This is a genomic window from Micromonospora pallida (assembly GCF_900090325.1).
Classification (GTDB): Bacteria; Actinomycetota; Actinomycetes; order Mycobacteriales; family Micromonosporaceae; genus Micromonospora; species Micromonospora pallida.
In genome coordinates this window covers 3,746,198-3,773,066 of record NZ_FMHW01000002.1, presented here as the reverse complement: position 1 = coordinate 3,773,066, position 26,869 = coordinate 3,746,198, and the positions used below count along the sequence as shown (strand labels likewise).

General features: G+C 71.0%; 26 protein-coding genes. 11 read left to right on the top strand and 15 right to left on the bottom strand.

What is annotated here, in order from left to right:
- Positions 1-11 precede the first annotated feature (11 nt).
- The 9 genes from GA0074692_RS15245 to asnB form a co-directional block, all read right to left on the bottom strand.
- Complete coding sequence (locus tag GA0074692_RS15245) at positions 12-1,241, bottom strand: ketosynthase chain-length factor (RefSeq protein WP_091645126.1); 1,230 nt, start codon at positions 1,239-1,241, stop codon at positions 12-14.
- The gene (locus GA0074692_RS15240) at positions 1,238-2,470 is read right to left on the bottom strand and encodes a beta-ketoacyl-[acyl-carrier-protein] synthase family protein (RefSeq protein ID WP_245730673.1); all 1,233 of its coding nucleotides are present in this window, start codon (positions 2,468-2,470) and stop codon (positions 1,238-1,240) included. Before GA0074692_RS15240 ends, GA0074692_RS15245 begins: the two co-directional genes overlap by 4 nt.
- 35 nt (positions 2,471-2,505) lie before the next feature.
- On the bottom strand, positions 2,506-2,937 hold the full coding sequence (locus GA0074692_RS15235) for a cupin domain-containing protein (RefSeq protein ID WP_245730317.1): 432 nt from the start codon (positions 2,935-2,937) through the stop codon (positions 2,506-2,508).
- A 35-nt stretch (positions 2,938-2,972) separates the two neighbouring features.
- A complete protein-coding gene (locus GA0074692_RS15230) occupies positions 2,973-3,296 on the bottom strand; it encodes a TcmI family type II polyketide cyclase (RefSeq protein WP_091645122.1) in 324 nt (107 codons plus the stop codon).
- 167 nt (positions 3,297-3,463) lie between these two features.
- Positions 3,464-4,339, bottom strand: coding sequence for an NAD(P)-dependent oxidoreductase (locus tag GA0074692_RS15225; protein WP_091645120.1), 876 nt, complete (start codon positions 4,337-4,339; stop codon positions 3,464-3,466).
- On the bottom strand, positions 4,339-5,076 hold the full coding sequence (locus GA0074692_RS15220; RefSeq protein WP_091645118.1) for an SDR family NAD(P)-dependent oxidoreductase: 738 nt from the start codon (positions 5,074-5,076) through the stop codon (positions 4,339-4,341). The genes GA0074692_RS15225 and GA0074692_RS15220 overlap by 1 nt, the downstream gene beginning before the upstream one ends.
- Before the next feature lie 70 nt (positions 5,077-5,146).
- Positions 5,147-6,067, bottom strand: coding sequence for a hypothetical protein (locus GA0074692_RS15215; protein WP_091645115.1), 921 nt, complete (start codon positions 6,065-6,067; stop codon positions 5,147-5,149).
- A gap of 49 nt (positions 6,068-6,116) precedes the next feature.
- Positions 6,117-7,121, bottom strand: a complete 1,005-nt coding sequence (locus tag GA0074692_RS15210; protein ID WP_091645113.1) for a methyltransferase — start codon at positions 7,119-7,121, stop codon at positions 6,117-6,119.
- A 109-nt stretch (positions 7,122-7,230) separates the two neighbouring features.
- The gene (gene asnB / locus GA0074692_RS15205; protein WP_091645112.1) at positions 7,231-9,093 is read right to left on the bottom strand and encodes an asparagine synthase (glutamine-hydrolyzing); all 1,863 of its coding nucleotides are present in this window, start codon (positions 9,091-9,093) and stop codon (positions 7,231-7,233) included.
- Between the two features lie 281 nt (positions 9,094-9,374).
- On the opposite strand from asnB, the gene GA0074692_RS15200 reads away from it, so the two are divergent.
- From GA0074692_RS15200 to GA0074692_RS15190, 3 genes are all read left to right on the top strand, one after another.
- Positions 9,375-9,842 (top strand): anthrone oxygenase family protein, encoded by a 468-nt coding sequence (locus tag GA0074692_RS15200; RefSeq protein WP_091645109.1) that lies wholly within the window; start codon positions 9,375-9,377, stop codon positions 9,840-9,842.
- Positions 9,839-11,347: an MFS transporter gene (locus tag GA0074692_RS15195; RefSeq protein ID WP_091645107.1), complete on the top strand. Its 1,509-nt coding sequence runs from the start codon at positions 9,839-9,841 to the stop codon at positions 11,345-11,347. The genes GA0074692_RS15200 and GA0074692_RS15195 overlap by 4 nt, the downstream gene beginning before the upstream one ends.
- A 147-nt stretch (positions 11,348-11,494) precedes the next feature.
- A complete protein-coding gene (locus GA0074692_RS15190) occupies positions 11,495-11,965 on the top strand; it encodes an HAD domain-containing protein (RefSeq protein ID WP_091645105.1) in 471 nt (156 codons plus the stop codon).
- 401 nt (positions 11,966-12,366) lie between these two features.
- Here GA0074692_RS15190 and GA0074692_RS15185 read toward each other — a convergent pair whose 3' ends face one another.
- A complete protein-coding gene (locus GA0074692_RS15185) occupies positions 12,367-13,293 on the bottom strand; it encodes a DUF6410 domain-containing protein (protein ID WP_091645103.1) in 927 nt (308 codons plus the stop codon).
- A gap of 124 nt (positions 13,294-13,417) precedes the next feature.
- Positions 13,418-13,885: an anthrone oxygenase family protein gene (locus tag GA0074692_RS15180; RefSeq protein ID WP_091645101.1), complete on the bottom strand. Its 468-nt coding sequence runs from the start codon at positions 13,883-13,885 to the stop codon at positions 13,418-13,420.
- Positions 13,886-14,151: 266 nt separating this feature from the next.
- On the opposite strand from GA0074692_RS15180, the gene GA0074692_RS35385 reads away from it, so the two are divergent.
- The 7 genes from GA0074692_RS35385 (at position 14,152) to GA0074692_RS34750 (ending at position 23,018) form a co-directional block, all read left to right on the top strand.
- Complete coding sequence (locus GA0074692_RS35385) at positions 14,152-16,035, top strand: acyltransferase domain-containing protein (RefSeq protein WP_218106671.1); 1,884 nt, start codon at positions 14,152-14,154, stop codon at positions 16,033-16,035.
- A 42-nt stretch (positions 16,036-16,077) separates the two neighbouring features.
- A complete protein-coding gene (locus GA0074692_RS15170) occupies positions 16,078-18,156 on the top strand; it encodes a multicopper oxidase family protein (RefSeq protein ID WP_091645099.1) in 2,079 nt (692 codons plus the stop codon).
- A gap of 121 nt (positions 18,157-18,277) precedes the next feature.
- The gene (locus GA0074692_RS15165) at positions 18,278-18,916 is read left to right on the top strand and encodes an SRPBCC domain-containing protein (RefSeq protein ID WP_245730315.1); all 639 of its coding nucleotides are present in this window, start codon (positions 18,278-18,280) and stop codon (positions 18,914-18,916) included.
- Positions 18,917-18,986: 70 nt separating this feature from the next.
- Positions 18,987-19,790, top strand: coding sequence for an inositol monophosphatase family protein (locus GA0074692_RS15160; RefSeq protein WP_091645097.1), 804 nt, complete (start codon positions 18,987-18,989; stop codon positions 19,788-19,790).
- A gap of 8 nt (positions 19,791-19,798) precedes the next feature.
- Entirely contained in the window at positions 19,799-20,830 is a 1,032-nt protein-coding gene (locus tag GA0074692_RS15155; protein WP_091645095.1) for a hypothetical protein, read from the top strand.
- Between the two features lie 577 nt (positions 20,831-21,407).
- Entirely contained in the window at positions 21,408-22,637 is a 1,230-nt protein-coding gene (locus GA0074692_RS15150) for a helix-turn-helix domain-containing protein (RefSeq protein WP_091645093.1), read from the top strand.
- A gap of 213 nt (positions 22,638-22,850) precedes the next feature.
- Positions 22,851-23,018, top strand: a complete 168-nt coding sequence (locus tag GA0074692_RS34750) for a hypothetical protein (protein ID WP_176738454.1) — start codon at positions 22,851-22,853, stop codon at positions 23,016-23,018.
- Positions 23,019-23,162: 144 nt separating this feature from the next.
- Here the strand turns inward: GA0074692_RS34750 and GA0074692_RS15140 are convergent, their stop codons facing one another.
- Positions 23,163-23,519 (bottom strand): transcriptional regulator, encoded by a 357-nt coding sequence (locus tag GA0074692_RS15140; protein WP_091645089.1) that lies wholly within the window; start codon positions 23,517-23,519, stop codon positions 23,163-23,165.
- On the bottom strand, positions 23,516-24,010 hold the full coding sequence (locus GA0074692_RS15135) for a hypothetical protein (protein ID WP_141725289.1): 495 nt from the start codon (positions 24,008-24,010) through the stop codon (positions 23,516-23,518). Before GA0074692_RS15135 ends, GA0074692_RS15140 begins: the two co-directional genes overlap by 4 nt.
- A 317-nt stretch (positions 24,011-24,327) precedes the next feature.
- On the opposite strand from GA0074692_RS15135, the gene GA0074692_RS15130 reads away from it, so the two are divergent.
- Positions 24,328-24,981 carry a uridine kinase family protein gene (locus GA0074692_RS15130; RefSeq protein ID WP_141725288.1) on the top strand — a complete coding sequence of 218 codons (654 nt, stop codon included), beginning with the start codon at positions 24,328-24,330 and terminating at the stop codon, positions 24,979-24,981.
- A 27-nt stretch (positions 24,982-25,008) separates the two neighbouring features.
- On the opposite strand, the gene GA0074692_RS15125 is transcribed toward GA0074692_RS15130, so the two are convergent.
- On the bottom strand, positions 25,009-25,437 hold the full coding sequence (locus tag GA0074692_RS15125) for a hypothetical protein (RefSeq protein ID WP_091645083.1): 429 nt from the start codon (positions 25,435-25,437) through the stop codon (positions 25,009-25,011).
- 289 nt (positions 25,438-25,726) lie between these two features.
- The gene (locus GA0074692_RS15120; RefSeq protein WP_218106670.1) at positions 25,727-26,860 is read right to left on the bottom strand and encodes a M24 family metallopeptidase; all 1,134 of its coding nucleotides are present in this window, start codon (positions 26,858-26,860) and stop codon (positions 25,727-25,729) included.
- Positions 26,861-26,869: the final 9 nt, after the last annotated feature.

Below are 26,869 nucleotides of genomic sequence, written 5' to 3'. Positions count from 1 at the left end.
AGGGCCTCCAGTCAGTTGTGGTCGGTCGAGATGGCACGGACGACGACGGCCGAGTTGAACCCGCCGTGCCCGCGCCCGAGCACCAGCGCGGTGCGTACCGGAGCGGTTCGGGGGCGGTCCCGGACGAGGTCGATGTCGCAGCCGGGGGCGAGGTCGCCGACGTTGATGGTCGGCGGGATGACGCCGTCGCGGATGGACAGCAGCGCCGCGACCGTGTCGAGCGCGCCGGCACCCGCGTAGATCCGGCCGGTCATCGTCTTCGGGGCGGTCACCGGGACGCCGTTCGGGCCGAAGATGGCGGTGATCGCCGCCGCCTCGATCCGGTCCAGCTCCGGCACGCCGTACGCGTCGGCGAAGACCACGTCGACGTCGCCCGGCTCGACACCCGCGTCGGCCAGGGCCAGCCGGGCGGCCTGCTCCAGCGTCGGCGGCCGGTCCCCGCCGGGACGCGGGTCGAACGTGGCCGCGTAGCCGGCGATCTCCCCGTACACCCGGGGTGCGCCGCGCTCGCGGGCGCTGGCCGCGTCCTCCAGCACCAGGATCGCGCCGCCCTCACCCGGGACGTAGCCGTTGGCCCGGGTGTCGAACGGCAGGAACGCCACGGCCGGGTCGTCGCTGGTGCTCAGGTGCCCGGTGGGCATCTGGGCCACGACGCCGGCCGGCGACATGGCCGACTCGGTCCCGCCGACCATGACCACCCGGTGGTCCTGGCGGAGCACCCGGCGGCCGTGGCCGATCGCGTCCAGGCCGCCGGCCTGCTCGGAGACGACCACGCTGCAGTGCCCCCGGAACTTGTGCCGGATGGAGAGCTGGCCGGTGGTCGCCGCGTAGAACCAGGCGATCGACATGTACGCGCTGACGTGCTCGGGGCCCTGCGTCCAGAGCTTCTGCAGCTCCCGCTGACCCACCTCGACGCCGCCGGTGGCGTTCGCCGTGATCACGCCCAGCTCGTACTCGGGGAGCTCGGCCGGGTTCACCTCGGCGTCCTTGAGCGCCGCCTCGGCCGCGGCGAGCGCCAGGTGGCTCATGGCGGAGGTCTCCACCAGCAGCCGGCTCGGCACGTGCTCGGTCGGGTCGAAGGTGGACAGCTCACCGCTGAGCTTCACCGGGTACTTCGGGGCGTCGAACCGCTGGATGCGGTTGATCCCGCTCTTTCCGTCCAGGATGGACTGCCAGTAGGTTTCGGTGTCCATGCCGTTCGGCGCCATGACGCCGAGCCCGGTCACCACCGCCTTCTTCATGCCGGCACCGCCTCGGGGTCGACGACGAGGATCGCGCTCTGGAAGCCGCCGAACCCGCTGCCGACGCTGAGCGCGGCGTTGGTGACGTGCTCCCGGGCGATCACCGGTACGTAGTCCAGGTCGCACTCCGGGTCCCGGGTGGTCAGGTTCGCCGTCGGCGGGACCACGTTGTGCTTGACGGCCAGGGCGCAGGCGGCGACCTCGATGGAGCCGATCGCGCCGAGCGAGTGCCCGACCATCGACTTGATCGAGCTCATCGGCGTCTTGTAGGCGTGCTGACCGAGGCTGGCCTTGACCGCCGCGGTCTCGTGCCGGTCGTTCTGCTTGGTGCCCGAGCCGTGCGCGTTGACGTAGTGGATGTCCTCGGGGTTGAGCTTCGCCTGGTCCATGCTGAGCCGGATCGCCTCGGCCATCTCCCGCCCGTCCGGCTTGAGGCCGGTCATGTGGAAGGCGTTGGCCCGGGTGGCGTAGCCGGCGATCTCGCAGTAGATCGTCGCGCCCCGGCGGCGGGCAGACTCGGTGCTCTCCAGTACGAACATCGCCGAGCCCTCGCCGAGGATCAGGCCCCGGCGGGCGCCGTCGAACGGCCGGCAGGCGGTCTCCGGGGTGTCGTTGAAGGTCGACGTGGCCCGGATCGCGTCGAAGCAGGCCACCGTGATCGGCGAGATCGGCGCGTCGGTGGAACCGGCGATGACGATGTCCGCGGCGCCCTCCCGGATCAGGTTCGCCGCGTAGCCCAGGGCGTCGATACCAGAGGTACAGCCGGAGGAGACCACCGAGGTCGGACCCTCGGCGTTGGTCGCCCAGGCCACCTCGCGCGCCAGCGAGCTGGGCGCGAAGTAGTCGTACATGTGCGGGACCGCGTACTCGTGGTCGACGATCCACTTCTTGCCGCCGTCGCTGACCACGGTGAACTCGGTCTCCAGGCCCATCGTGCAGCCGACCGCGTTGCCGACGGTCACCGCCGTCCGGGTGGGGTTGAGGTCGTCCAGGGTCAGGCCGCTGTCCTGGATGGCCTCGTTGGTGGCGATGACCGCCAGCTGGGCGGCCCGGTCCATCCGGCGGACCTCCTGCGGGCTCAGGCCCATCTTCGCCGGGTCGAAGTCGATTTCGGCGGCGACCTGGCAGCGGAAGTTCGTCGGGTCGAAGAAGGTGATGCGTCTCGTGGCGGTCCGGCCGGCGGTCAGCATGTCCCAGAACGCCTGGCGGCCCACGCCGCCGGGCGCCATCACGCCGATGCCGGTGACCGCTACGCGCGGTGTGCTCACGGGTGTCCTCCGACCTGCGGAGCCGGCTCGTTCTCACGACCGGGCAGGAACTCGGTGTCGATGTGCCCCAGCTCGGGGCGGGGGGCGAGCGGGCAGAGGTGGAAGACCACCTTGGCCGGCTCCTGGCCGCGGTTCTCCACCCGGTGCTTGACGTTGATCGGCACCAGGCAGGCGTCGCCGGGACCGAGGTCCACGTAGTCCTCGTCGATCCGCATGGTGATGTGGCCGCTCACCACGTAGACCGATTCCTCGGAGTACGGGTGAATGTGCTCGCACACGAATTCACCCGGCTCCAGGGTGAGCATTCCACCGAATCCGGTGGTCGATTTCACCGTCTTCGGGCTGAGCATGATACGGACATCCCCGCCGCGCCGACGGTTCGGCTGGACGTCCTGCCACGAAACCTTCGTGGCTGCCGTGGTGGTCACGGACTTCTCCTCTCGGCCTGCGGTTTCGGTGACGCTCACTTGTCCGGCGTCCAGGTGTAGAAGGCCTCGGCCATCGCGTCCTTCGGCTCGGCCCAGGCCGGGTCGTAGGGGCTGATGAACTGCGCCAGCTTGTCGTGGATGTCCTGGTAGAGCGGGTGGCTGCGGGCCTTGTACAGGTCCTTGTTGATGGACTGGTCCGCCTCCACGAGGTGGAAGTAGAGGTCGTGGAAACGGAACAGGGTCCGCCGGTCGACGCCGATCATGTGAGGCAGTTCGGTGGCGTCGGATTCGGCGAAAATGTTGGCGACCGACGCGGCATCCGCCGGATTCATACGGGCCACAATGAGCGTCCGGTGCACAGTGCTCTCCTTTCGGCTGATGCGGGTTGATCGCCAGGATCGCCGATTCTGGTCGGCATCGGTCCCGGTCGTGACTCACGAAAATGATTTCGTCAGTTCCTCGAAGGCGCTTAAAGACCTAATGGAGCATCCGCGGACCGACGTGGACGGCGTCGTACGCGCCGTGGTCAGCCCTCGTTCAGGCCGAACATCTCGTGCACCGAGGCGGCGTCCTGGTCGCCGTAGCCGGCGTCGATCGCCTCGGTGAAGGTGACCGCGGAACGTTCGATGACGGGCATCTCCACGCCCACCTTGGCCGCCTCCGCGAGGGCCAGCCGCAGGTCCTTGTTCATCAGCCGGGTCCGGAAGGCGGCCGGCTCGTACTTGCGCTCGCGCATCAGCGCGGCCCGGAACGACATCACCTTCGAGCTGAAGCCGCTCCGCTCCACCGCCATCAGCAGCATGTCCCGGTTCAGCCCGGACTTCACGCCGTAGGCGACCGCCTCGGCCATCGAGGTGACCTGCGCGCCGAGCATGACGTTGAAGACCAGCTTCATCGTCGCGGCCATCCCGGGCGGACCCAGGTAGACCACCTGCGGCCCGAGCAGGGCGAGGACATCCTCCACCTCGGCCAGGTCGGCCTGCGTACCGGCGGTCAGCACCCGCAGCTCGCCGTTGCGAGCCTGGTGCGGGTTGCCCACCACGCACGCCTCGATCCGCTTCACCCCGGCCTTCGCCGCCCGCTCGCCCGCCTCCCGGGCGTACGTGGGGGAGACGGTGGAGGTGTCGATGATCGGCGTACCCGGCTTGGCCGCCGGGCAGACCGCCCCGAACAGGACCTGCTCCACGGCCTCCTCGTCGGCGAGGCTGACCAGGACCACGTCCGCGTCCGCGACCGCCTCGGCCGGCGAGGCCGCCTGCCGGGCACCGGCCGCGACCAGCCCGGCCGCCTTCGCCGCGGTGCGGTTCCAGACGGTCAGCTCCAGGCCGCTGTCCAACAGCCGGTGCGCCATGCCGCCACCCATGCCGCCCAGTCCGAGGACGGCGACCTTCCGGGCGGCCATCAGATGCCGCCATCCACGTGCAGGGTGGCCCCGGTGACGTACCCGGACAGCGGGCTGGCCAGCAGCAGGACCGCGTTGGCCACGTCCTCCGGGGTGCCCAGGCGACGCAGCGAGGCGTTGGCCTTGATCCGCTCGTACATCTCCGGCGGCAGGCCCGCGCCCGGCTCGGTCTCGATGATGCCCGGGGCGACCTCGTTGATCCGGATGCCGCGCGGGCCGATCTCCTTGCACACCGACCGCATCCAGCCGTTGATGGCGGCCTTGCTGGCGGTGTAGTGGGCCTTGCCGGCCAGGCCCCGGGTGCTGACCGACGCGCCGACCGCGACGATCGACGCACCCGCGCCGAGCAGCGGCAGCGCCGCGTGGGTGACCAGGTGGAAGGCGGTCAGGTTGGTGTCCAGCACCCGCCGCCACTCGTCGATGGTGACCCCGGCGGCCGGCGCGTGGCTGTCCACGCCGGCGCTGTTGACCACGATGTCGAGCCCGCCGAGCTCGGTCTTCGCGACCTCGACGAAGCGCGCCACGTCCGCCGGGTCCCGCAGGTCGGCCTGGACCACCTGGTGGGTGCCGTCGGTCGACTTCAGGTCCCGCTTGAGGCTCTCCGCCGCCTCGTCGTCAGTGCGGTAGCAGGTGACGACCGAGGCGCCCGCCCCGGCCAGGGCCGTGACGATGGCCCGTCCGATGCCGCGGGTGCCACCCGTGACCAGGGCGCGCTTGCCGGCCAGTTGAAGATCCACGATTCCTCCGGGTTTCGGGCGGCGCCGCCGGAGGTCCGACGGCGCCGCGCACTCGATGGGTCAGGGTCGGTCAGACGAGCTTGACCAGGCGGTACAGGCCCTCCACCGCACGCGCGTGACCCGTCTCCGGGTTGGTCGCGTACGAGTAGAGGAGGTAGTCACCGGCGGGAAGTTCGGTGCGGACGATGGCCTGCTTGCCGCCCGAGATCGGCGCGAGACCGACCGGCTGGGTGGTCACCGGCGACTCGCTCGGCCACTGGCCGTTCTTGATCGCCTCGAAGTACGCCGCCACGTCCTCCGCCGTCGCGCCCGGCGCGAGCCGGGACAGGACGGCCTCGTTGAGGTGCCGGGTGGTGTTGATCACCAGGTGCTCACCGGTCGCGGCCAGCTTCCGGGTGGGCAGCAGGAACGAGACGGTGTCGTTGCGCTCCCGGTGCAGGACGTAGTCCTCCACGTCCGGGATGCGCGGGGTGCCCAGCCCGGTCACCGTCACCGGCTTCACCTGCGGCACCGCGGTGCCGCTGGTGTAGTCGAAGTTGACGAAGTGGTACGTCCCGGGCAGCAGGAACTGGGTGAACGACACCGCCGAGTCCGAGGTGACCACCGCGCCGCCGAAGTTCTCGGCGCATGCCTCCAACTCCCGCTCGGCGGCGGCCCGCTCGGCCGGGTCCCACGACGAGGTGGCGGCCAGCGCGGTCAGGTACCGGTCGAGCGAGACCCCGGCCCGCAGCTTGATCAGCAGCAGCGACCGGCCACCCGGTTCCGGGGTGGTGACCCGGATGGTGACCGAACCGCCACGGAGCTGGCTCGGCGGGGTGAAGCTGTTCGGGTGGATGACGATGTCGATCGGGGCCGGGCCGGAGGTCGGCGCCGCCGTGGCGGCCCGGGCCGGCGCGGCCACCGAGAGCCCGGCCAGCGCGGCCCCGGCAGCCGTGCCGAAGAGCAGGCGGCGGCGGGACACCGAGCGTCCGGTGTCGGGTTTGAATGTCACAGGATCTGTGCTCCTTACTGGATGGGTCGGATGGTCCCGGCCCGTGGGGTCAGGCGGTCTTCCGCCCGATCACGGCCGAGTCGGCGTCGGTCAGCGGCAGGACCGAAGTCTCGGTGAAGCCGGCCTCGCGCATCCAACCCTGGCAGGCGGCGCCGGTGTACTCGCCGCCGCCCGGGGTGACGAGCTGCATGTTGAGGCTGAGCAGGAGGTTTGCCGGCTCGCGGCGGTCGTCGTCGATCAGGGCGTCGTACACCAGGACCTGGCCGCCGACCGGCAGCGCCTCGTACGCCTTGCGCAGCAGGGCGATCCGCTGCTCGTCGTTCCAGTCGTGCAGCACGTGCCCGAAGATGAGGAGATCGGCGGTGGGGAGGCTGTCCTCGAAGAAGTTGCCCGGGTAGAAGGTGACCCGGTCGGCCATCCCCAGCCGGTCCATGTGCTCGTCGAAGAAGGGCTCCACCGGCGGCAGGTCGAAGGTGCCGGCCTTCAGGTGCGGGTGCGCCTTGGCGATCACCGCGGAGATGTTGCCGCGCGCGCCGCCGACGTCCACGAAGGACGTCACGTCGGTCCAGGCGACCTTGTCGGCCAGCGCCGGGCCGACCGCCGAGTTAGCGCCGTCCATCGCGGACATGAAGTTCCGCACCGACTCCGGCCGGGAGTAGAACTTGTTGAAGTCCCGGTCGGTGTGGGCCTGCATGTCACCGGTCTTGAGCATGTCGGTCAGCTTGCCCCAGACCCCGTACTGCCAGGCGTGCATGCGGAGGAAGCCGCCCTGGTACGACGGGTGCTTCGGGTCGAGCTGGTTGGCGGCGGCCGGGCTGATCGAGTAGCGGCCCTCGGCGTCCCGGTCGAGCACCTTCAGGGCGACCAGCGAGTCCAGGAAGTCCGGGGTGGAACGCGGGTGCAGGCTCAGCGTCTCCCGGATCTCGGGCTCGGTCTTGCCGCCGTCGGCGAGGACGCCGAACAGGCCCAGCTCGACCGCGCTGAGGAAGGTCTTGGCCGACCAGTAGCCCGCCGCGAGGTCGAGGATCGACAGGTCAGAGTTCGTGGTTCCCATTACAAGGCTCCTTCGAAGGTGTGGTGCGCAGGCCATGGGGTCGGACGATGCGCAAAACGCTGGCAGCCGCTCCTCGACAGGTGATCGAAGACGACTGGGACCGCACCGGTCAGACGTCGACCCGCACCCGGTACAGGTCGAGCCACATGTTGAGCTGGAAGAGCATCTCCACGTGGGTGCGCGCCACCCAGGCGCGCGGGCCGGAGACGAGGCTGGCGGGGTCGGCCGCGAACGCCTTCGCGGCGGTCATGTCGACCAGTCCGGCGATCGGGGCGTTGGGGTCGTTGACCAGCGCCAGGAGCTGGTCGCAGAGCGCCTTCGCGTACGCCTCGTCCTGGGTCACCGGGTACGGCGACTTCTTCCGGTCCAGAATGGACTCCGGGAGGATGTCCTTCGCCGCGGCGCGGAGCAGGCTCTTCTCCCGGCCGTCGAAGCTCTTCTGCGCCCACGGCGCGGAGTAGACGTACTGCACCAGGTTGTGGTCGCAGTACGGCAGGCGCAGCGACAGGCCGACCGAGCCGGCGATCGACTCCGAGTGCGGGATCAGCGTCTCCAGCCAGTTGGTGACGTTCAGGTACCACATCTCGCGCATGCGCTTTTCCTGGCCGGTCTCACCCGGCAGCAGCGGCACCCGGCTCATCGCCTCCCGGTACCGGCCGCCGGTGTAGTTGCGCATGTCCAGCCGCTCCAGCAGGCCGGCGTCGACCAGGTCGGTGCCCATGCCGTGCTTGCCGCCGCCCCAGTGGGCCATCGCGATCCACGGGAAGGTCTGCGCCTCGATCAGCGGCGGCATCGACATCCACATGGTGCCGCCGAAGACGCCGTCGGCGGCGTCACCGAGCAGGGCCAGCGGAGTGTGCTCCTGCACCGCGCGGCACAGCACGTAGAGCGAGGTGTTCATGTTGCCCAGCGGGCTCGGCACGTCCTTGGCGCGCAGCGCGTTCACCGCCACGATCGGGTCGAGCAGGTCTGCGGTGTCCAGCACGATGTCGGTGTGCTCGGCGCCGATCCCGTCGACCAGCTCCTTCACGAACGGCGCGTCCGAGGTGCCCCAGACCTCGTCCGGGGTGAACTCCTCGGCCGAGCCGAACGACACGGTGAAGGTGTGCAGCGGGCCCTCGCCCCGCTCCTTGAGCGCCCGCGCGGCCAGCGCGGTCACCGCCGAGGAGTCCAGCCCGCCGGAGAGCATCATGCCCAGCGGCACGTCTGCGGTGAGCTGCCCGCCCACCGAGCGCTCCAGCAGCTCCCGGACCTTCTGCACGGTGGTGTCCAGGTCGTCGGTGTGCTCCTGCGCCTGCAACGCCCAGTACTGCTCCTCCCGGTGCCCGGACTTCGTCACCCGGACGACGTGCCCGGCGCGCACCTGGTGCATCCCCTTGAAGATGCCGTGGCCCGGGGTGCCGGCGTAGGAGAGGATCTCCCGCAGGCCGTCCAGGTCCACTGCGGCCTCGGCCTGCGGGTGGTCCAGGATCGCCTTCCGCTCCGAGGCGAAGAGGATGCCATGCGGGGTGGGGTAGTAGAACATCGGCTTGTTACCGAGCCGGTCCCGGACCAGCAGCAGCTCCTCGCGGCGCACGTCCCACACCGCGAAGGCGTAGCCGCCCTCCAGCTTCTCGGCGAACCCGGCCCCCCACTGGAGGTACGCGTACGCCACCACCTCGGCGTCGCCCCGGCTGCGGAAGCGGTGCCCGTGCGACTCCAGCTCGGCGCGGAGCGCCGGCGCGTTGTAGACGTCACCGTCGAAGGCGACCACGGCGAGGACCTGGCCGTCCGCCTCCACGACGTACGGCTGCCGTCCGCCGTCCAGCTCGACCAGGGCGAGCCGACGGTGGCCGATGGCCGCCCGCGGGGACGTCCAGACCCCCTCGGCGTCCGGCCCCCGGTTGGCCATCGTGGCGCTCATGGCGCGGACGGTCGCCTGCGCGCGGGAGAGGTCCCGCTCGTAGTCAACCCAGCCAGCGATACCCGACATGGCTCGTCTCCTTACATTCGCGGTCGAAAGGCGTGCGGTCTTCGGCCCCGGACCGGGGCGATGCGTCACGCCGCCCGGTCGCCTACTCGGCGTCGATGCTGTGATGACCGTCTCGGGTCTGCCTCGGGGCTCGGTCGAAGGACGCGCACGTCGGCGATACGGCCCGCCACGACCGGCCGGGGCTGCTGCGGCGTCGAGCTTTCCTCCACGTCGGCTTGAGGAGACGCCGTGAGCATCGCTGGCGGAGTTCGTTGCCGGAAGCGACGGAAGATGGCGAGCCGATGAGAGAGACAATTGCCCAGGCGCTGGCGGTGGTCGCCGTCGGCGGCAGCGGGATCGTGGCGGGGGTGTTCTTCGCCGTGGCGGTGAGCGTCCTGCCGACCCTCTACACCATGCCCGCGGGCAGCTACATCACCCTGCACCGCAAGCTTGGTCAGGGTTACCACCCGTCGATGCCGCTGATCGTCAACTCGACGATGTTCGCCGACATCGCCCTGATCTTCCTGGTCGAGGAGACCACCACCCGGTGGCTGTTCATCCTGGCCTCGGTGCTGGCGCTGGGGGTGCAGGGGGTGTCCCACCTCGGCAACGTGCCGATCAACAAGCGGGTGTTCGGGGTCGACCCGGACGCCGTACCGGACGACTGGGACGACCCCCGACCGGAGTGGCGGCGCCTGCACCGGCTGCGGACCGCGCTGGCCCTGGCGGCCCTGACGGTGACCGCGGCGGGCGTGGCGGTGCTGCCGTGACCGCGACAACCCCCGGCACCACACCCGACGTGGTGACCCCACGGCCCGCCGCCGCCCCGCCGGCCGGCACCGCCGCCACCGGCGGCCCGCCGCCCGTGCGGCGGCTCGGCGCCGCGCTCACCGTGGTGCTCGTGGCCGCCTTCATGACCGGCTTCGACACCACCGGCGTCAACATCGCGGTGCCGTCCATCCAGGACGGGCTGGGCGCGAGTTACGCCTCGATGCAGTGGGTCCTCGCCGGGTACACCCTGCCGTTCGCCCTCCTGCTGGTCACCGGCGGCCGGATCGGCGACGCGTTCGGCCGTAAGCGGGCGTTCCTGGTCGGTCTGGCCGGCTTCACCATCGCCTCCGTGCTCGCCGGGATCGCCGGTGACGTCGGCTGGCTCGTCGCCGCCCGAGTGGCGCAGGGCATCACCGCCGCGATCATGGGCCCGCAGATCCTCGCGGTCTTCCAGGTCCTGGTGCCGCCCGCCCGCCGGGCCCCGCTGCTCGCCGTCTACGGCCTGGTCATCGGCCTGGCCACGGTCTCCGGCCCGATGCTCGGCGGGGTGCTGATGAGCGCCGACCTGTTCGGCTGGGGCTGGCGGACCATCTTCCTGATCAACCTGCCGATCGGTGTGGCCGCCTTCTTCGGCGCGGTCGCCTGGCTGCCCGAGTCCCGGGACGAGCGGGGTGGCGGCTTCGACCTGGGCGGGGTGTTTCTGGCCGCCGCCGCGCTGCTGCTCCTGCTGCACCCGCTGATGTACGGCCGGGAACTCGGCTGGCCGTGGTGGTCGTGGGTCTGCCTGGTCGCCTCGGTGCCGGCGTTCGTGCTGCTCGTCCGCTTCGAGCGGCGCAAGGAACGGGCCGGTGAGTCGCCGCTGGTGGCGCTGCACCTGTTCGGGCAGCGGACGTTCACCGCCGGGGTGCTGGCGAACCTCATCGTCTCCGCGCTGATGTGGGGCTTCTTCCTGACCTTCGTGGTCTTCCTGCAGAGTGGTCTCGGCTTCACCGCCGACCGGACCGGTTGGACGGTCGCGTCCTGGGCGATCGGCACCGCGCTCGCCTCGATGGTGGCGATCCCGCTGGCCCGCAGCGCCGGCCGGACCGCCCTGGTGGTCGGCGCGGTGCTGATGACCCTCGGCATGGCCGGTCTGAACGCGGTCGTGGTCGCCTCCGGCGCCGAACTGACCTCGCTGCCGATCGTGGTCAGCCTTTCCGTGGTCGGCGTCGGGATGGGACTGGTCAGCGCGCCGATGCTCAACGTCACCCTGGCCGGCATCCCGCACGTCGACGCCGGGTCCGCGTCGGGCATCTTCTCCACCTTCAAGCAGACCGGTGGGGTGCTCGGCGTCGCGGTGACCGGTGCGGTCTTCTTCGGTCTCCTCGCCGACCAGGACACCGCCAGCCGGGCCCGCTTCGTCGACGCGATGAGCTGGACCCTCGGCCTACAGGTGCTGCTCTGCCTCATGGTCGTGGCGCTGGTCTTCTTCCTGCCCCGCAAGGTCGACGCCGCCGCCCGCTGACACTCCCGCTGCTGTCGGGGTGCCCGGTACCAGCCGGGCACCCCGACAGCAGTGCGTCCAGCCACAACCGGTCCGGCGTCGTGGGACCAGCCACAAGCGGATCTCCGGGTCCTCCGGTGCCGTGTCCAGCCACGGCAGAATCGCCGGGTGACCCGACCCCTGCTCCTGCTCGACATCGACGGCGTCCTCAACCCGTACGGCGCGCCCGACCCGCCGGTCGGCTTCACCGACCACCACCTCTTCCCCGGTGAGGCGCCCATCCGGGTCAACCCCGCGCACGGCGCGTGGCTCTCCGCCGCCGGCGAGGTCCTGGACGTCGCCTGGGCCAGCAGCTGGAACGACGAGGCGAACCAACTCCTCGCCCCGCTGCTGCGCATCGCGTCGTTGCCCGTGGTGACCATGCCACCGGCGCCGTTCGACCCCGGCGCGAAGGTCCCGCGTATCGCCGCCTACGCCGGACGACGACCAGCGGCGTGGATCGACGACCTGCACACCCCGGAGGCGTACGACTGGGCCGCGGACCGCGCCGCTCCCACCCTGCTGATCACCGCCGACCCGGCGATCGGGCTCACCCGCCAGTCCATCGACCAGGTCATCGCCTGGGCCACCGCCCTCTGACGCCGCTTCCCGGACTCGGCCCCGGCCCGGACCCCGGACTCGGCCCCGGCCCGGACCCCGGACTCGGCCCCCGGCCCGGACCCCGGACTCGGCCCCCGGCCCGGACCCTGGGGCCACCCGGCTGGCCTCCCCAGTTGCGGCATCCCGGGGTCTCCCACGCGGACGACACCCCGAAGTGCGGCATCCCGGGGTGTCGTCCGCGCAGGAGGCCCCGAGTTGCCGCATACGGAGACGATCTCGGGGGATGGCGGTCGGCGGAGGGATGGCGGTCGGCCGGGGGATGGCGGTCGGCGGGTGGACGGCAACGGTCGGGGGAGTGCGCCGAAAAGGCGATCGGCCGGGCACCCGGAGGGGTGCCCGGCCGATCGGCGACGGGGATGGGAACAGTGCGACGGGACGGATCAGTGGGCGACGCCCACCTCGCGGCGGTTGGACGCCTTGCGGAACGGCAGGCGGACCAGGGTGACCAGGCCGACGACCAGACCGACGAACATGATGATGCCCCAGAGCGCGTCCGGCACCTGCCGGTTGCCGAGCATCGGGACGAGCGCCAGCAGCACCAGCGCGGCGAGTCCCGGCCACCGCTGGCCGATCGGGACCGTCCGGTACCGGTCCCGGCCGCGCGCCGCGAGGGCGGCGAACCAGACGACCGGGACGAGCAGCAGCAGCACCCAGTAGCCGGGGAGCCGGATCGACTCGCCGAGCAGGTCCTTCGCCGGCGGGACGCTGAGCAGCAGGCCCACCCACCAGTACTCGATGAGGACGAACACGGTCAGCGCGAGCGAGGTGACCCACATGACGCCCCGCGTCCGCTCCTGTCGGAACGCCTGCTCGGTGATGTCGATGGCGTTGAACGGGCTGTACAGCACCGTCCGGCGTCCGAGCAGCAGCATCGGCAGGGCGGCGACCTCCAGCCCGCCGTACCGCGCCACACCGCAGAGCAGCACGCCGAGCGTGGTGTAGACGGCCAGCGCCTGGTGCATCGGGGCCGAGCCGATGCCCATCGGGTAGAGCATCATCGGTAGTTGCAGCAGCGCCGACGGGATCCACGGGCTGACGCCCTGGAACCGGTCGATCCGCCCGAAGAACCAGATGACGGCGGTGTAGACCGCCGCTATCACGGCGAACCAGACCACCATCATGACCAGTTCGCCCCCGTCCAGGGCCTTGTCGATCCGGTACCAGAGGCTGGCGACCGCGATCAGTCCGTAGAGGATGCGGAACCAGCTGGCGGCCGTGCCGACGTCGCGGCCGATCACGAAGCGGCGGTCGGCGGGTGTGTCCGAGTGGTCCACCGTCCGGCCGGCGGTGTCCGTGTCATGGCTCATCGCGTGCGTACCTTCCATTGAGGGGGATCGTCCGGTGCCCGACCGGTCACGGTCGGTCGGGTGAGTATCTGATCGACGAGCAACGAACGGGGGGCAGGGCGGCTGGGGAGACGACGGGAAAGCGCTAGAGCAGCGGGCCGGTGGCGATCGCGCTGAGCCCCAGGGCGATGACGACGAGGGTCGTCCGGATCGAGTTCCACTTCCCCCAGCGGACCCGCGGATTGATCTGCTCGAAGTTCTCCGGCAACCGCTCCGGGTCGAGGGTCTTGAGCCACCGGTTGATCGGGACGTTCTTGGTCATCGAGATGACCATCGCGCCGAACAGCAGGACGGCGGACGCCCCGAAGCCGATCCGCGCCACCGGGTTGTCCAGCACGACGGCCAGCACCAGGTCGACGAGAAGTGACGTGATCATGCAGATCGGCATGAACGGATCGAAGCGGGTCACCAGGAACTGGTGGATCGGCACGTACTGGTCGGTCGGCAGCCGGAGCAGCAGCGGCACCCCACCAAGCACAGTGATCATCAGCCCGCCGGCCGCCATCCCGGTACCCGTCAGGGTGATCGGGACCAGGAGCTGGGTCCAGGTCATGTCGTTCTCGCTTCCAACCCGAGGGTGGCTCGACCGCATGCGGTCGAACTGGCTTCGGGACATCCTCGGCCGGGCGTCTCAACGCCAACTCTGAGGATCGCTGGAGGAGCCGGGAGCAGGACTTCCTTCCAGGTGCCTTCGAACCGTTTTCGAGAATCGACCGCCACTGTCGGTCCGGACTAGGACGACATCGGCGCGACCCGCTCGGACAGCCCTGCACGGTCGCCGGCGATGGTCGGGCCCGGAGCGGGAGAGAGGTGACCGCGATGGCAGCGACTGACGCCGCGATCGTGTCGTGGGCGGTCGGACCGTCGGAGCGGGACGGAACGGGAAACACCGGCCGCGCGGCGACCGTCGCGACCGTGGTCGACCGGCTTGGCTCGACGGTACGGCGGGGCCGGCGGACGTCGCTCGTGCTGACCGGCACGAACCCCCCACCCGGGTACGAGGGCGGGGTCACCTCGGCCTGCGTACCGCCGGGCGCCGCCGGGGCGACGGTGTTCGTACCCCGGCTCTGCGCGGCGCTGCACCACGCGGCGACCGAGCTGGCCCGGGGCCAGGCCGACCTCGCCCTGGTCGCGGCCGAACTCGAGGACGAGCCGGGCCGCTGGCTGGTGGTGGCGCTGCGCCGCCTCGCCGAGTGCTGGTCGCCCGACGAACCGCCGCTGATCGTCGTCCGGATCACCGACCGCACCGAGGCCGACCGGTCCCGCTCCGACGTGCTGCGCCCGGGCGACCTGCGGCGCATGCTCACCGACGGCTGCCACCACCCGAACCCGGTCGCCGACCACCGCGCCCCCACCCCGGTCGCGCTGCCGGACACCTCCCGGCGGGGACACTCGGTGGTCCTGCTGCCCCCACCCGCGCCGGAACGCCCGAGCGGGGACCCGCTGCTGATCCGCTGGTCGGCCGTTGACGCGGCGGCCGAGGAGCGCCGCCGCCAGGCGATGGGGCGGCTCGTCCGCTTCGACGGGGACCTGCTCGGCGACGACCGGCAGCGCGTCGAGACGCTCGCCCGACACGCTCCCCGCCGAGCCACCTCCGGCGGAGTACGCGGCGCGGTCGTGGCGGCCGACGCCACCGAAGCGGCCAACCTGCTGGACCGGCACCGGCCCACCGAGCCGAAGGGCCGCCCGGTCGCGCTGCTCTTCCCCGGCCAGGGCGCGCAGTACCCGCGCATGGGCGCCGGCCTGTACGGACACGACCCGGTCTTCACCACCGCGCTGGACACCTTCTTCGCCCTCTGGGGCGACGGCGGGGAACAGCTGCGCGACGAGTGGCTTTCCGACGACCCGAGTATTCCCTTCGACGACGGCTCTCGCGCCCAGCCGCTGCTGTTCGGCATCGGCTATGCGCTCGGCGCGATGGTCCGCTCCTGGGGGGTCCGGCCGGTCGCCCTGCTCGGGCACAGCGCCGGGGAGATGGTCGCCGCCACCCTGGGCGGGGTGTTCAGCCTGCCCGCCGCCGTCCGGCTGATGCGCGCCCGGGTCACCGAGGTCGTCCGTACGCCGTCCGGTGGGATGCTCGCCGTCGCGGCCCCCGCCGAGGAACTCCAGTCGTACCTGACCCTGGACCCGACCGGGCAGGTCGCCATCGCCGCCGTCAACGCGCCCCGACAGACCATGCTGGCCGGCCCGGACGAGGCGCTGGCCGTGGTCCAGGAGAAACTGCGCGAACAGGGGTACATCTGCCGGCTGGCCAAGGCCCGTCAGGCGTTCCACAGCCCGGTCGTACTGGACGCCTCCCTGGCCACCCGTCCCGCGGTCGAGGCGGCCCGGCCCGGCGCGCCGGTCGACCCGGTCTATTCCGCGTACGTCGGCCGGAAGTTGGACGCCGCGACCGCCGACGACCCGACGTTCTGGACCACCCAGCTCGCCGACCCGGTGCTGTTCTGGCCGGCGCTCGACGCGCTGCTCGCCACCGGTGACCTGCTGCTCGTGGAGGCCGGCGCCGGTCAGGGGCTGACCAACGTGGCCCGCCAGCACCGCGCGGTGCGGTCGAAGGCCAGCGACGTGGTGGCGCTGCTGCCGGCCACGCCCGGTACGCCGGTCGCCGACCGCAGGAGCGTGCTCGCCGCCGCCGCGCGGATCTGGACCGAGGGCCACGAACTCCGGTGGGACGCGGTGGACGGCACGTCCGCCCGCCCCTGACCACCACCCCCGACCGACTCTGTCCGATCACGGAGGTTGCCCGTGTTGTTCGAAAGTTATCTGAACTACGACATCGAGGTCGCGCTCTTCCTCACCCTGCTGTGGGGCACGAGCGCGGTCCTGGTGGCGCGTAAGCCCCGCCACCGCTCCGACAAGCGGGGCCGACGCCGGGCCACCTTCATGCTGGTGCTGGTCGCCCTCGGCTGGCTCGGCGTCGCCGGCCGGCTGGTCACCACCGCGCTGATGGGCAGCTTCGACTACCTCTTCGTGGCCGACCGGGTCGCCGTGGCGCTGCCCCTGGTGATCCTGCCGGCGGTGGCGGTGCTGGTGCTGGCGGTGCCCCGCTGGCTCGCCCACCGGCGGAACCCCTCGGCCGAGACCCGGCTGGCGACCTTCGCCCCGCAGGCGGTCGTGCCCTTCCAGGCGACCGCGCTGGGCGCGCTGACCGGCTTCGTCACCGCCATCCTGGTCACCATGGGACCGCCGCAGCTCGTCCCGATCCTCACCATCTACGTGGGCTTCCTGACCGTCCTGGTCGGACTCTGGCTCTGGCAGCAGTACCGCTACCGGGTCGCCGCGAACGGCGGACCGGTCCGCCGCTCCCTGCCGGTGCGGGCGGTGCGCGGGGTGGCCGTCGTCGCGGTGTTCGCCCTGGTCCTGGTCGGTGGCCTGAGCTGGGCGGCCAACGAGACCGTCCTGCCCGGGCGGATGAACATGACCGACCACGCCCACGGCGGCGTCTCGGCGTCCGGCGCGCACGGCCACGGCGGCGGTCGTACGGTCAGCGTGGCCGACCTGACCGGGCCGCGTAGCGAGACCCCGGACCGGAAGTTCACCCTGGTCGCCGAGGCGCAGAAACTGCGGCTGGCGTCCGGTAAGGAGGTCGACGCGTGGCTGTTCAACGGGCAGAGCCCCGGGCCGGAGCTGCGGGTCAAGAAGGGTGAGCTGATCGAGGTCACCGTGCACAACAAGGTGCCGGACACCAGCGTGTCGGTGCACTGGCACGGTGTGGACGTACCCAACGCCGAGGACGGCGTCGCCGGGGTCACCCAGGACGCGATCCAGCCCGGCGGCACGCACGTCTACCGGTTCCGGCCGGACGAGGTCGGCACCCACTGGTACCACTCCCACCAGCAGTCCTCCATCCAGGTCAAGAAGGGCCTGTTCGGGCCGCTGATCATCGAGCCGGAACAGTCGGACCTCGCCCCCGGCACCCAGGACCTGATCGTCTCCGCGCACACCTGGTACGAGGACAAGCTGCCGCTGGAGCCACCGGCCCTGTTCGGCACCATCGACCAGCTCGAACGGCGCAAGATGGCCCCGGGTACCCCGGTCCGGCTCCGGCTGATCAACACCGACGGCGCCACCCACCGGTACTCACTGACCGGGACCCCGTTCAAGGTGGTCGCCATCGACGGCAACCCGGTCAACGAACCCACCGAGGTCGCCGGCAAGCAGCTCGTCATCGGCGGCGGCGGCCGGTACGACGTCGAGTTCGCCATGCCCGCACAGCCGGTCCGCCTCACCGAACTGCGGCGGTACGGCAAGGAGCTGCGGGTCGTCGAAGGCGGTCTGCTGTTTAGCGCCGACGGCACCGGTGACGTGCCGCCGGACAAGCCGCAGGAGACGTTCGACCCCACCACGTACGGCTCGCCGCTGCCCACCGAGTTCGGTCGGGACAGCAAGTTCACCAAGACGCACTCGCTGGTCTTCGACAACGAGCTGTGGTTCTACGACGGTAAGTTCACCGTCGTCTGGGCCAGCAACGGCATGGCCTTCCCGAAGGCCCCGTCGCTCACCGTCCGCGAGGGCGACCTGGTGAAGGTACGCTTCGCCAACCGCAGCCACTTCGACCACCCGATGCACCTGCACGGCCACCACGTGCTGGTGCTCAGCCGCAACGGCAAGCCGGCCACCGGCAGCCCGCTCTGGCTGGACACGGTCAACGTCGAGGTGGGGGAGATCTGGGAGGTGGCCTTCAAGGCCGACAATCCGGGCCTGTGGATGGACCACTGCCACAACCTCGACCACGCCGCGGCCGGCATGATGTCGCACGTCATCTACGAGGGCGTGACCACCCCGTACGAGGTCGGCCACGACACCCCCAACGAACTGGAGTAGCACTCCGCTGGCACGGACGGTCGGCCCCCGGCCCGCACCGGGGGCCGACCGTCTGCCGTCGGGCTGTCTCCGCGATGGGTGGCGCCGACGCCAGGGCGCCGGCCGAAGTAGGCTCCGAGCTGTGAAGGACATACTGGACGAACTGGCGGCCGCGCACCGCGAGCTGCGGATGGGCAGCGTGCCAGCCGGCGAGGCGCACGCGGTGGTGCTCCGCCGTCGATACGCCGCGGAGATCAACGACGTCTGGGACGCCATTACCAGCGCCGAGCGGCTGAGCCGCTGGTTCCTGCCGGTCAGCGGCGACCTGCGGCTGGGCGGGAGGTACCAGTTGCAGGGGAACGCGGGTGGCGAGATCCTCCGGTGCGAGCCCCCACGGCTGCTCAAGGTGTCATGGCTCTTCGGCCCGGATGCCAAGGCCGGTACGAGCGAGGTCGAGGTGCGCCTGACCCCCGGCCCGTCCGGCGACACCGAGTTCGAGCTGGTCCACACGGCCGTCGTCGACGAGGCCTTCTTCTCGACGTACGGTCCGGGCGCCACCGGGGTCGGCTGGGACCTGGGCCTGCTCGGCCTGGCCCTGCACCTGGCCGGCGGCGAGATCAAGAACCCGGGCGAGTTCGAGGTGTCGCCCGAGGCGCGCGAGTTCAGCCGGCGCAGCGCCGCGTCCTGGGGCGAGGCGCATCTCGCTGCGGGCGGTGACCCGGCGCAGGTCGCCGCAGCGGTCGAGGCCACGACGACGTTCTACGCGCCGGACCCGACCTGACACCGCCAGTTCACCGGGCTGACCAGGCGGGGTTACGGTGAGAGATCCGTAAACGTCTATTGTTGTGGTTGTGTCGATCAGCGACCTGCACCTGGTCATCGCAGCGGCGGAAGCCGGCGCCACGGTCGTGCGCTCCCACTACGGGTCGGCGTTGACCCGGATCGAGAAGTCCGCGGGGGACTTCGCCACGGCGTCCGACGTCGAGGCGGAGCAGGCCATTCTCGAGGTCCTGCGCGCCGCCCGGCCGGACGACCTCATGGTGGGCGAGGAGAGCGGGCGTACGGGAACCGGCGAGAACGGACGGGCGTGGCTCGTCGACCCGTTGTGCGGGACGTTGAACTACGCCGTCCAGACCAGGCTGGTCTCGGTCAACGTCGCGCTGCGCGTGGGATCGCGGGTCGTCGTGGCGGCCTCGGCGGACCCGTTCGCCGAGGAGGTGTTCTGGACCGACGGCGCTGGCGCCAACGTACGCTGCGCCGGCGTGGACGAGCGGCTCGCGCCGTCGGCCGAGTCCCGGCTGGTGGACGTCAACCTCGACGCGCCGTCTCCATACGAGCGAACCCGGCTGGCCGCGCGGTTGCTCGCCGACGTGGGGTTCATGGAACGCTTCCACCCGCGGGTCGTCTCCACCACGCTGGCGGTCGCCTGGGTCGCCGCCGGCCGGCGGGCGGCCTACGTGACGTACGGCGACCTGCGCGACAGCGTCCACTTCGCGGCTGGCATCGCCCTCTGTCAGGCGGCCGGCTGCGTGGTGACCGGGATCGACGGTCAGCCGCTGCACACCGGTGTAGGCGGACTCGTCGTGGCCGCCGACGAGCAGACACACGCCGCCCTGCTGACCCTGCTGCGGGATCAGCGCCAAGAAGAGAAGTGAGGAAGCCCGTGAAACGTCGTGCCCGTCTCGCCGCCGCCCTCGCCGCGACCCTGACCGTCGGTGTGGTGGCGGTTCCGTCGCCGGCCCTGGCCTGGGCGCAGGTCAACAACGACCCCGGCTTCATCCAGGTCTACGTGAACAACATCGAGAACCTCGAGGAGGTTGACGCGCCGAAGTGCCCCGGCGACTGGCAGGACCTCATCTACTACATGAAGACCTACGAGACCAGCCCGGACCTGTTCATCGTGCAGCAGCTCGCCGGGCCGGGTGAGCTGAACACCCTCATCGACCGGATGAACACCCTGGTCGTCGGAGAGTTCGACGGCATCCTCGCGGTGCCGGACCCGGAGCAGATGCAGTCACCCTGTGGGGCGGAGAAGGACCACCAGACCAACGCCATCATCTGGCGGGTCGGTCGGTTCGACCTGGTCAGTGGCTCGATGATCACCTGGCAGTCGCTCGCTGAGAACAGCAGTGGCGTGTGCGCGGCGAACCACCAGGACCGGACCATCAACATGGCGGCCCGGCTCTACGACAAGATCGCCGGGAAGTACGTCTCGGTCGGCAACATTCACTGGCCGACCGGCAACAACGACGGTCCGGCCTGCGCTCCGGAGAACGCCGCGAAGACCGTGGAGAAGGTCGAGAGCATTCCCGGGGCCCTGCACGTCTGGGGTGGTGACGCCAACGTCTCCGACCAGACCACCGCAGACTGGCGGGGCTGGTACACCGCCACCAACGGCCAGCTCGGCGGCCGGCACAACTACCGGGACGCCGCCTACGACGACTGCTCGGAACGGGTCTCCGGCGGGGCGGCGATGCGTCAGTGCCTCCGCGACACCCACTGGACCGTCGGTGGCGACAACCGCATCGACTTCCTCTTCGCCCGCAGGGGCGACGGCAGCATGCCCATGACGGGCGCCGAGCACACGGTCACCTTCACCGAGGGCAACCAGGCCGACATCGCGGTGACCGGCAGCGACCGGCAGGACCGCAGCTACTCCGACCACCGGGCCATCCGCGCCCGCATCCACTACTGATCCGTCCGCCAGGGCCGGTCCGAGGCACACGCCTGGGCCGGCTCGATTGCGGTCTTGCCGTGGGTGAGCCAAGGTGGACCCGGCGGGGACATGATCTTGCTGATCAAAGTGAATCAAATTGCCGTAGTCGATCTCTGTTGATGCAGGTCAGAAGCCTGCTCCCCGCGCACGCGGGGGTGATCTCCGCTCAACGGGGTGGTGTCGGGTCAGCCGAACCGGCTCCCCGCGCGCGGGGGTGATCCGGTTGGTATCGACATGCCCCGGACCGCCCGGGACTGCTCCCCGCGGCGCGTGCTTACCACGCTTTGGGGTTGCCATCGAACGGAATGACTGTAAAGCGGCTGCGCCGGCCTGAACCTCCAAGGTCAACCCCGAGCTGCAACGACTCCTCGCGACCTTGGCCGGATCTGCGCCACCTGCCACCAACTCGGAACCGCTGGACGGGCCACAGAAACCTGACCAAGCCTGACTGGATGTCAGGCGTAACCGTGCTGGTTTTCGATCGATGTACCGTCCAAAGTGGCGGCCAGGGAGAGGCCGGCGGGCCGCCGCTCAGCCCGCTACCTGGGGAGCGATCATGGAACCGACCATCGGAGAGAACCTCGCCGAGATTCGCCAACAGTCCACCCTGACGCAGGAGCAGCTCGCCGAGCGTGCCGGTGTGGACGTCGGGGTCATCCGCAAGCTGGAGCAGGGGGCGCGCACGAGCGCCCGGCTGCCGACCCTGCACGCGCTCGCCCGGGCGCTGGGTGTGCCCACCAGCGCGTTGATCGGCGACACCTCCCATGCGGCAGCCCGGGCCGAGCCGAACCACCGGCCGCTGTCGCTCGCGGAGATCCGCCGCGCGGTCGCGCCCGTACGGGGCATCACCGGGACGGCGCTCGTGCCTCCGGTTGGCGACCCGCCGCAGCCGAAGGTGCTGCAGGCGCGTCTGCACACTGTCGACCGCGCCTACCATGCCAACGACTACGCCCGGGTGCTGGCCGACATGCCGGCGCTGCTGCTCGACGTGCGGGCCGCCGCCGACGCGGCCGACGAGCGTGACCAGGCGAGCGCCTACACCCTGCTCACCCAGACCCTGCACCTGACGGGGAATCTCCTGATCCAGCTTCGCGCCAGCGATCTTGCGTTCGCCGCGCTGTCCGGCGCGCTCGACGCCGCGCGCCGGGCCAGCACCCAGGTGGTGGCGACGACCGTCATCCAGGGGATGTGCTGGGTGCTCATCCGGCAGGGCCGGTTCGTCGAGGCGGCCGAACTGGCCGTCACCACCGCCGACGAGGTCGAGCCCAGGTTCAGTCGCGCCACTCCCGATGAGTTGGCCGCGTGGGGGTGGCTGCTCACGGTCGCTGCTGCCGCGCGGGCCCGGAACAACGAGCCCGACGTGGCGGCCGAGCTGACCACCGCTGCGGCTGCCGCAGCGGTCCGGATCGGGGAGTGGGCACCGGATCCCGGAAATCTGATCATGGTAGGTGGGTTCAGCGTCAACAAGGTGCAGATGCAGCGAGCGGAGAACGCGGCGGTGGCCGGCGATCCCAGCCAGGTGCTGGCGCTGGCCAAGCAGGTCCCGCCGGGACCGACGGCGGTGGCGTCCAGTTGGCAGCGGCACCGGCTGGACGTGGCGTGGGCCTACGCCGAGCAGCGTCGCTACAACGACGCGACCGACGTACTGGTCGGCCTGCGGGCCGCCGCGCCCGCCTGGCTGCGGCAGCAGCGGTACGCCCGGGACATCGTCCGGTCCATTTCGACCCAGCGGCGGCGGGCGATGTCACAGGAACTGGCCGACCTGGCCGCACTTCTCGGCGCGTAGCTGGTACTTCCTGTACCAGTCTTGCAGCTGGCCGTAGATCATGCCCTCGGCTGCATCTGTCTCACGCCGGGCTGATCGGTGAGCATGAGATCACTGGGCGTGATTGACGTGATTCAGTGGATGTCCGTCACGGTCACGCCCCTCAGTGGGGCGCGGCGGCGGTCGGTTCTTCCCCGAGCGCCGCCGCCGCGCCTCTGGACCAGGAGGGTGCAGGTGGACGGAACGCAGGCAGGCCCGGAGCGCAGTCGCGGCGAGCAGATCGAGGCGGCCGAGCGGGAGGCGGCCAAACTGCGGCTTCTTGCCCAGGCCGAGGCGGATCGAATACCCGTGGAGGAGACGACCCGGGCGGTGCCGGAACGGCGGTGGCGCCATGAACAGTGACTGACTACCTGTCGGGCGGCGGGTCGCGTACTGGCGTGGGCGGCGGAAGCTGTCCCAGCAGGTGTTCGCCGACCAGCCCGCCGCCGGGGTCGCCGAGCGGTACGGCGACCCCGGTTGCTGACGCGGCGATGGTTGGTGCGTTGGTTACCGGTCCGCTGGGGTGTCGGTGGTCTCGACCCGTGCGATGAGCAGCTTCAGCCGCCCGATCTCGTCGGCGAGCGCGGTGCTGCCGGCAGCGGTGAGGGTGATCCAGGTCCGGCCGGCGTAGCCCTTCTTGACCTCGACCAGGCCGGCCTTCTCCAGCACGCCCAGGTGCTGGGAGAGGTTGCCGGCGGTCAACTCCAGTTGGGTGCGCAGGTAGCCGAACTCGACCCGGCGGGCCTCGTGCGCGATGGTGAGGATGCCCAGCCGGACCCGCTGGTGCACCACGTCGTCCAGGCCGGTGAACGGATGCGGGGACTCGGTCTCGGCCGGCGTCGGGGCGTCGACGGGGCCGGTCACCGGGGCTGCCGCAGCCGTTGCGCCAGCGCGAAGCCGGCGCTGCCCAGCAGCAGCAGACCGCCGCTGATGGCCAGCGGTGGCGCCATTGCCCACTGGTTACCCCAGCCGACCCCCCACCCGAAGTTGATCGGCACCAGCACCACCGCCAGGTACCCGAGGGCGAACAGCAGCAGCGCGACGCGCCGCTCCAGCCAGGCCAGCACCAGCAGGGCCAGCCCGATCACCCCGGTCGGGTCGATCAGCCGGAACGGGAACTGGACGGAGGTCGGCGGCTCGTCGGGGTAGTACGGATGGTCGAGGACGCCCCACACCACCGAGACGGCGGCGGAGAGCACGACGAGCGCGCCGCCGGTGAGCACGTACGGCAGCAGCCGAGCACCCAGCCCCCGGGCCCGGGCGACCCGCAGGTATCCGCCGGCGATCACCGCGTACGCCAGCACCAGCGCCGTCCACCAGTAGAACTGTGCCGCCTGGTACCAGACCTTGCCCACCTGGCCGTTCCCCACCGCCTGGCAGTCGCTGAGGACCGGTTGGCCGAACCGGTACACGGGGGCCGCCGACGGGCACTGAATCAGCAGTCATGCCAATAGGTTTGCACAACAAACCTATTGGCTCTAGTAACAATTACGTGTGACGGGATTGTGCGGTGCGCTGGTCCCTCCGGCACCTCCCTTCTCCTAGGCAGGGCGAGATGCGGTGTCTGGTCAGGACGGTGGTGGCGGCCCATGCGAGCCTGTTCTCGTCCTAGGCGAACGCCGAGCGGCAGATGAGGGCTCGACCCAACGGGGTGAGGGGTGTGAGAGAGGCTATGGCGGCTGAGGTGCCGGGGGTGGAGCCCGAGCGGCAGCTTGCGGGCGGGGTGTCGCGGCTGGACGTGGCGGAGATCGCCGCGCTGACCGGCCAGAGTGGGCGGCAAGGGCGGCCGACGCTGGTCGGAGTGGAGGGATTCGGTGGCGCCGGCAAGACCGTCTTCGCTCGGCGGCTCGGTCAACTGCTGGGCAGTTTCCATCTGGTGCACCTGGACGACTTCATCGTTCCTGGCGTGGTCAGCAATGAGGACAAGACCGACTTCGATCGGGGGCAACTCGCCCGTCGGGTGCTCGAGCCGGCCCGGCGTGGCGAGCTCAGGGAGTATCAGACCCTGACGGACAGTGCTGGCGGGTCGGGCACGTGGGTGAGCGTGCCGCAGGTCCGACACCTCATCGTGGAGGGCGTGTCCGCGTACCACCCCGAGCTACGGCACTACTACCACCACCGGATCTGGGTCGACGCGCCGATGACGGTCGCCCGGGAGCGGGCCAGGCAGCGGGACCTGCGGCGGGGCATCTACGACCGGGATCTGTGGGACGCCTGGGAACGCTCGGAGATCAGCTACAAGGCCAAGTACCTGCCCCACCTGAGGTGCGACATCGTGTACGACAACACCGTAGAGTCCGCCAACCTTCGGTGCGTCGACGAGTGAGCCCTGAGTAGCGACCCGCACGCGCCGTCACCAACCGGCAGAGGGTGCCGGATCGTGGTGATCGGTGTCCCGGGTGTCGAGCGCGAAGCGGTGGGCGAACTCGACGGCGTCGTCCAGGTGCAGGGTGGTCACCGGTGCCTCGGCCAGGGGCGGGGTGTCGAGGGTGATCGAGTAGCGCGTGCGCACCAACGTGTCGTCCGACCCCTCCTCGTCGATCTCGACCAGGGTGGGCGGTTCGCCGGGCGACCAGTTCCCGAACGCGGTCCAGGTGTACCGGATCTCGATCTCGCCGTCCGCCGGGCAGGACCAGGTGAGGTAGCCGACCGACCCGCCGCCGACGTTGGCGCACGCGCTCCAGCCGGTGCCGTCCGGGCGGAGGCAGAGCCAGCTCGACTCCATCACCCCGTAGTCGTACGGCCCGGTGTCCCACCGTCCCGCGAGGTTCTCGTCCCGCATGCCCCGCATGATCGCAGGCGCACCAGCCCCACCACCGATCCGGCCCCAGCGCGTGCGGCGACGCGCGTCCGCCCGCCCGCCCGCTGGGGTGGTTGCAGGGGACCCTTCCTACCGTCTGGTGATGAGGAGGGGACCCCTGCAACCACCCAAACCGCAGGCGCGGAGAGGTAGCACGACGGTGCGCCGGAGCCCGACGGACTCCGGCGCACCGGTGGTACGGCGGGGACTCAGTCCAGGACGACCAGGCCCCGGTCGAGGGTGGTGAGCATCGTGTTGCCGTCCGCGGTCATCAGGAACGGGTCCTCGACCTGGACGGCCCCGAGGCCGAACTCGTAGTAGGGCGTCTCGATGTTGACGATGACCCCTCCTCGAGGGTGTCCTCGTTGTCCGGCGTGATGTTCACCCGGTCGTACAGTTCGACGCCGATGCCGTGCCCGACGTGGTTGCGGCGGTAGTGCGGCACGCCCGCCTCGTGCACCGCGTCGACCACGAGCCGGAACAGCTCCCCGCCGGTCATGCCCGGCTTGGCCTCCTCGAACGCCCGGTCGCAGCCGGCCTTCATCGCTGCGTAGTACCTGACCAGCTTTTCCGGCGGCTCGCCCAGGTTGATCACCCGGGCGATGTCGGCCCAGTAGCCGTCGACCACGCAGCCGACGTCGAACCAGATGGCGTCACCCCGGTTCAGCGCCACGTCGCTGGGGCGGGTCTGCCCCCACACCCCGGCCCGGCCGATCTTGATGTGGCTGAACTTGGCCCGGCCGCCCGCGCCGGCCACCGCCCGCTCGAACTCGCGGACCAGTTCCCGCTCGGTCACCCCGGGCGCGGCCAGCGCGCCGACCGCCTGGATGCCGATCTCGGCCACGTGCGCGGCGGCGGTGACGCTGCGCACCTCCCGCTCGGTCTTGACCTTGCGGGCCCAGCGCAGCGAGTTCGACGCCATCCGCACGTCCAGCCGGGGCAGCTTCTGCCGTAGCGCGTCGACGTAGCCGTGCGCCACCCCGTCCTCGTCGAGGCCGATCCGGGCCTCGGCGAGCCCGGCCCGGCGCAGCGTCTCCACCAGGGCGTCCATCGGGGTCGGCACCACCGGGGCGTCGACCGAGGTGGCGACGAGCTTCTTCTCCCGGTCGGTCAGCTCGACGCCGTCGGGCAGCTCCCGGTAGAAGACGCCGAAGCCGACCGCGCCGGCGATCTCGACGGACGCGTCGAGGGCCTGGTCGATGTCGCACCGGGAGGCGACGAAGTGCGGCCGGTCCAGCGCGTCCCGGGTGACCACCGCGTACGCCTGCCCAGTGTGCGGGAAGATCTCCAGGCCGACTGCGGCGACCCCGGTCAGGTAGTAGACGTTCTCGATCGTCGTGGCGACCAGCCCGTCCAGCCCCTGCTCGTCCATGAATTGGGCGAGCCGTTCAAGGTTGGCGAACACCTGTCTCTC

Bases quoted from the DNA above. Each gene is read 5' to 3' on its own strand.
- GA0074692_RS15185 (WP_091645103.1), bottom strand. From the start codon at position 13,293: ATGAGCCATGACACGGACACCGCCGGCCGGACGGTGGACCACTCGGAC.
- GA0074692_RS15210 (WP_091645113.1), bottom strand. From the start codon at position 7,121: ATGGGAACCACGAACTCTGACCTGTCGATCCTCGACCTCGCGGCGGGC.
- GA0074692_RS35385 (WP_218106671.1), top strand. From the start codon at position 14,152: ATGGCAGCGACTGACGCCGCGATCGTGTCGTGGGCGGTCGGACCGTCG.
- GA0074692_RS15245 (WP_091645126.1), bottom strand. From the start codon at position 1,241: ATGAAGAAGGCGGTGGTGACCGGGCTCGGCGTCATGGCGCCGAACGGC.
- GA0074692_RS15200 (WP_091645109.1), top strand. From the start codon at position 9,375: ATGAGAGAGACAATTGCCCAGGCGCTGGCGGTGGTCGCCGTCGGCGGC.
- GA0074692_RS15240 (WP_245730673.1), bottom strand. From the start codon at position 2,470: ATGGCGCCCGGCGGCGTGGGCCGCCAGGCGTTCTGGGACATGCTGACC.
- GA0074692_RS15150 (WP_091645093.1), top strand. From the start codon at position 21,408: ATGGAACCGACCATCGGAGAGAACCTCGCCGAGATTCGCCAACAGTCC.
- GA0074692_RS15225 (WP_091645120.1), bottom strand. From the start codon at position 4,339: ATGGCCGCCCGGAAGGTCGCCGTCCTCGGACTGGGCGGCATGGGTGGC.
- GA0074692_RS15130 (WP_141725288.1), top strand. From the start codon at position 24,328: ATGGCGGCTGAGGTGCCGGGGGTGGAGCCCGAGCGGCAGCTTGCGGGC.
- GA0074692_RS15180 (WP_091645101.1), bottom strand. From the start codon at position 13,885: ATGACCTGGACCCAGCTCCTGGTCCCGATCACCCTGACGGGTACCGGG.
- GA0074692_RS15125 (WP_091645083.1), bottom strand. From the start codon at position 25,437: ATGCGGGACGAGAACCTCGCGGGACGGTGGGACACCGGGCCGTACGAC.
- asnB (WP_091645112.1), bottom strand. From the start codon at position 9,093: ATGTCGGGTATCGCTGGCTGGGTTGACTACGAGCGGGACCTCTCCCGC.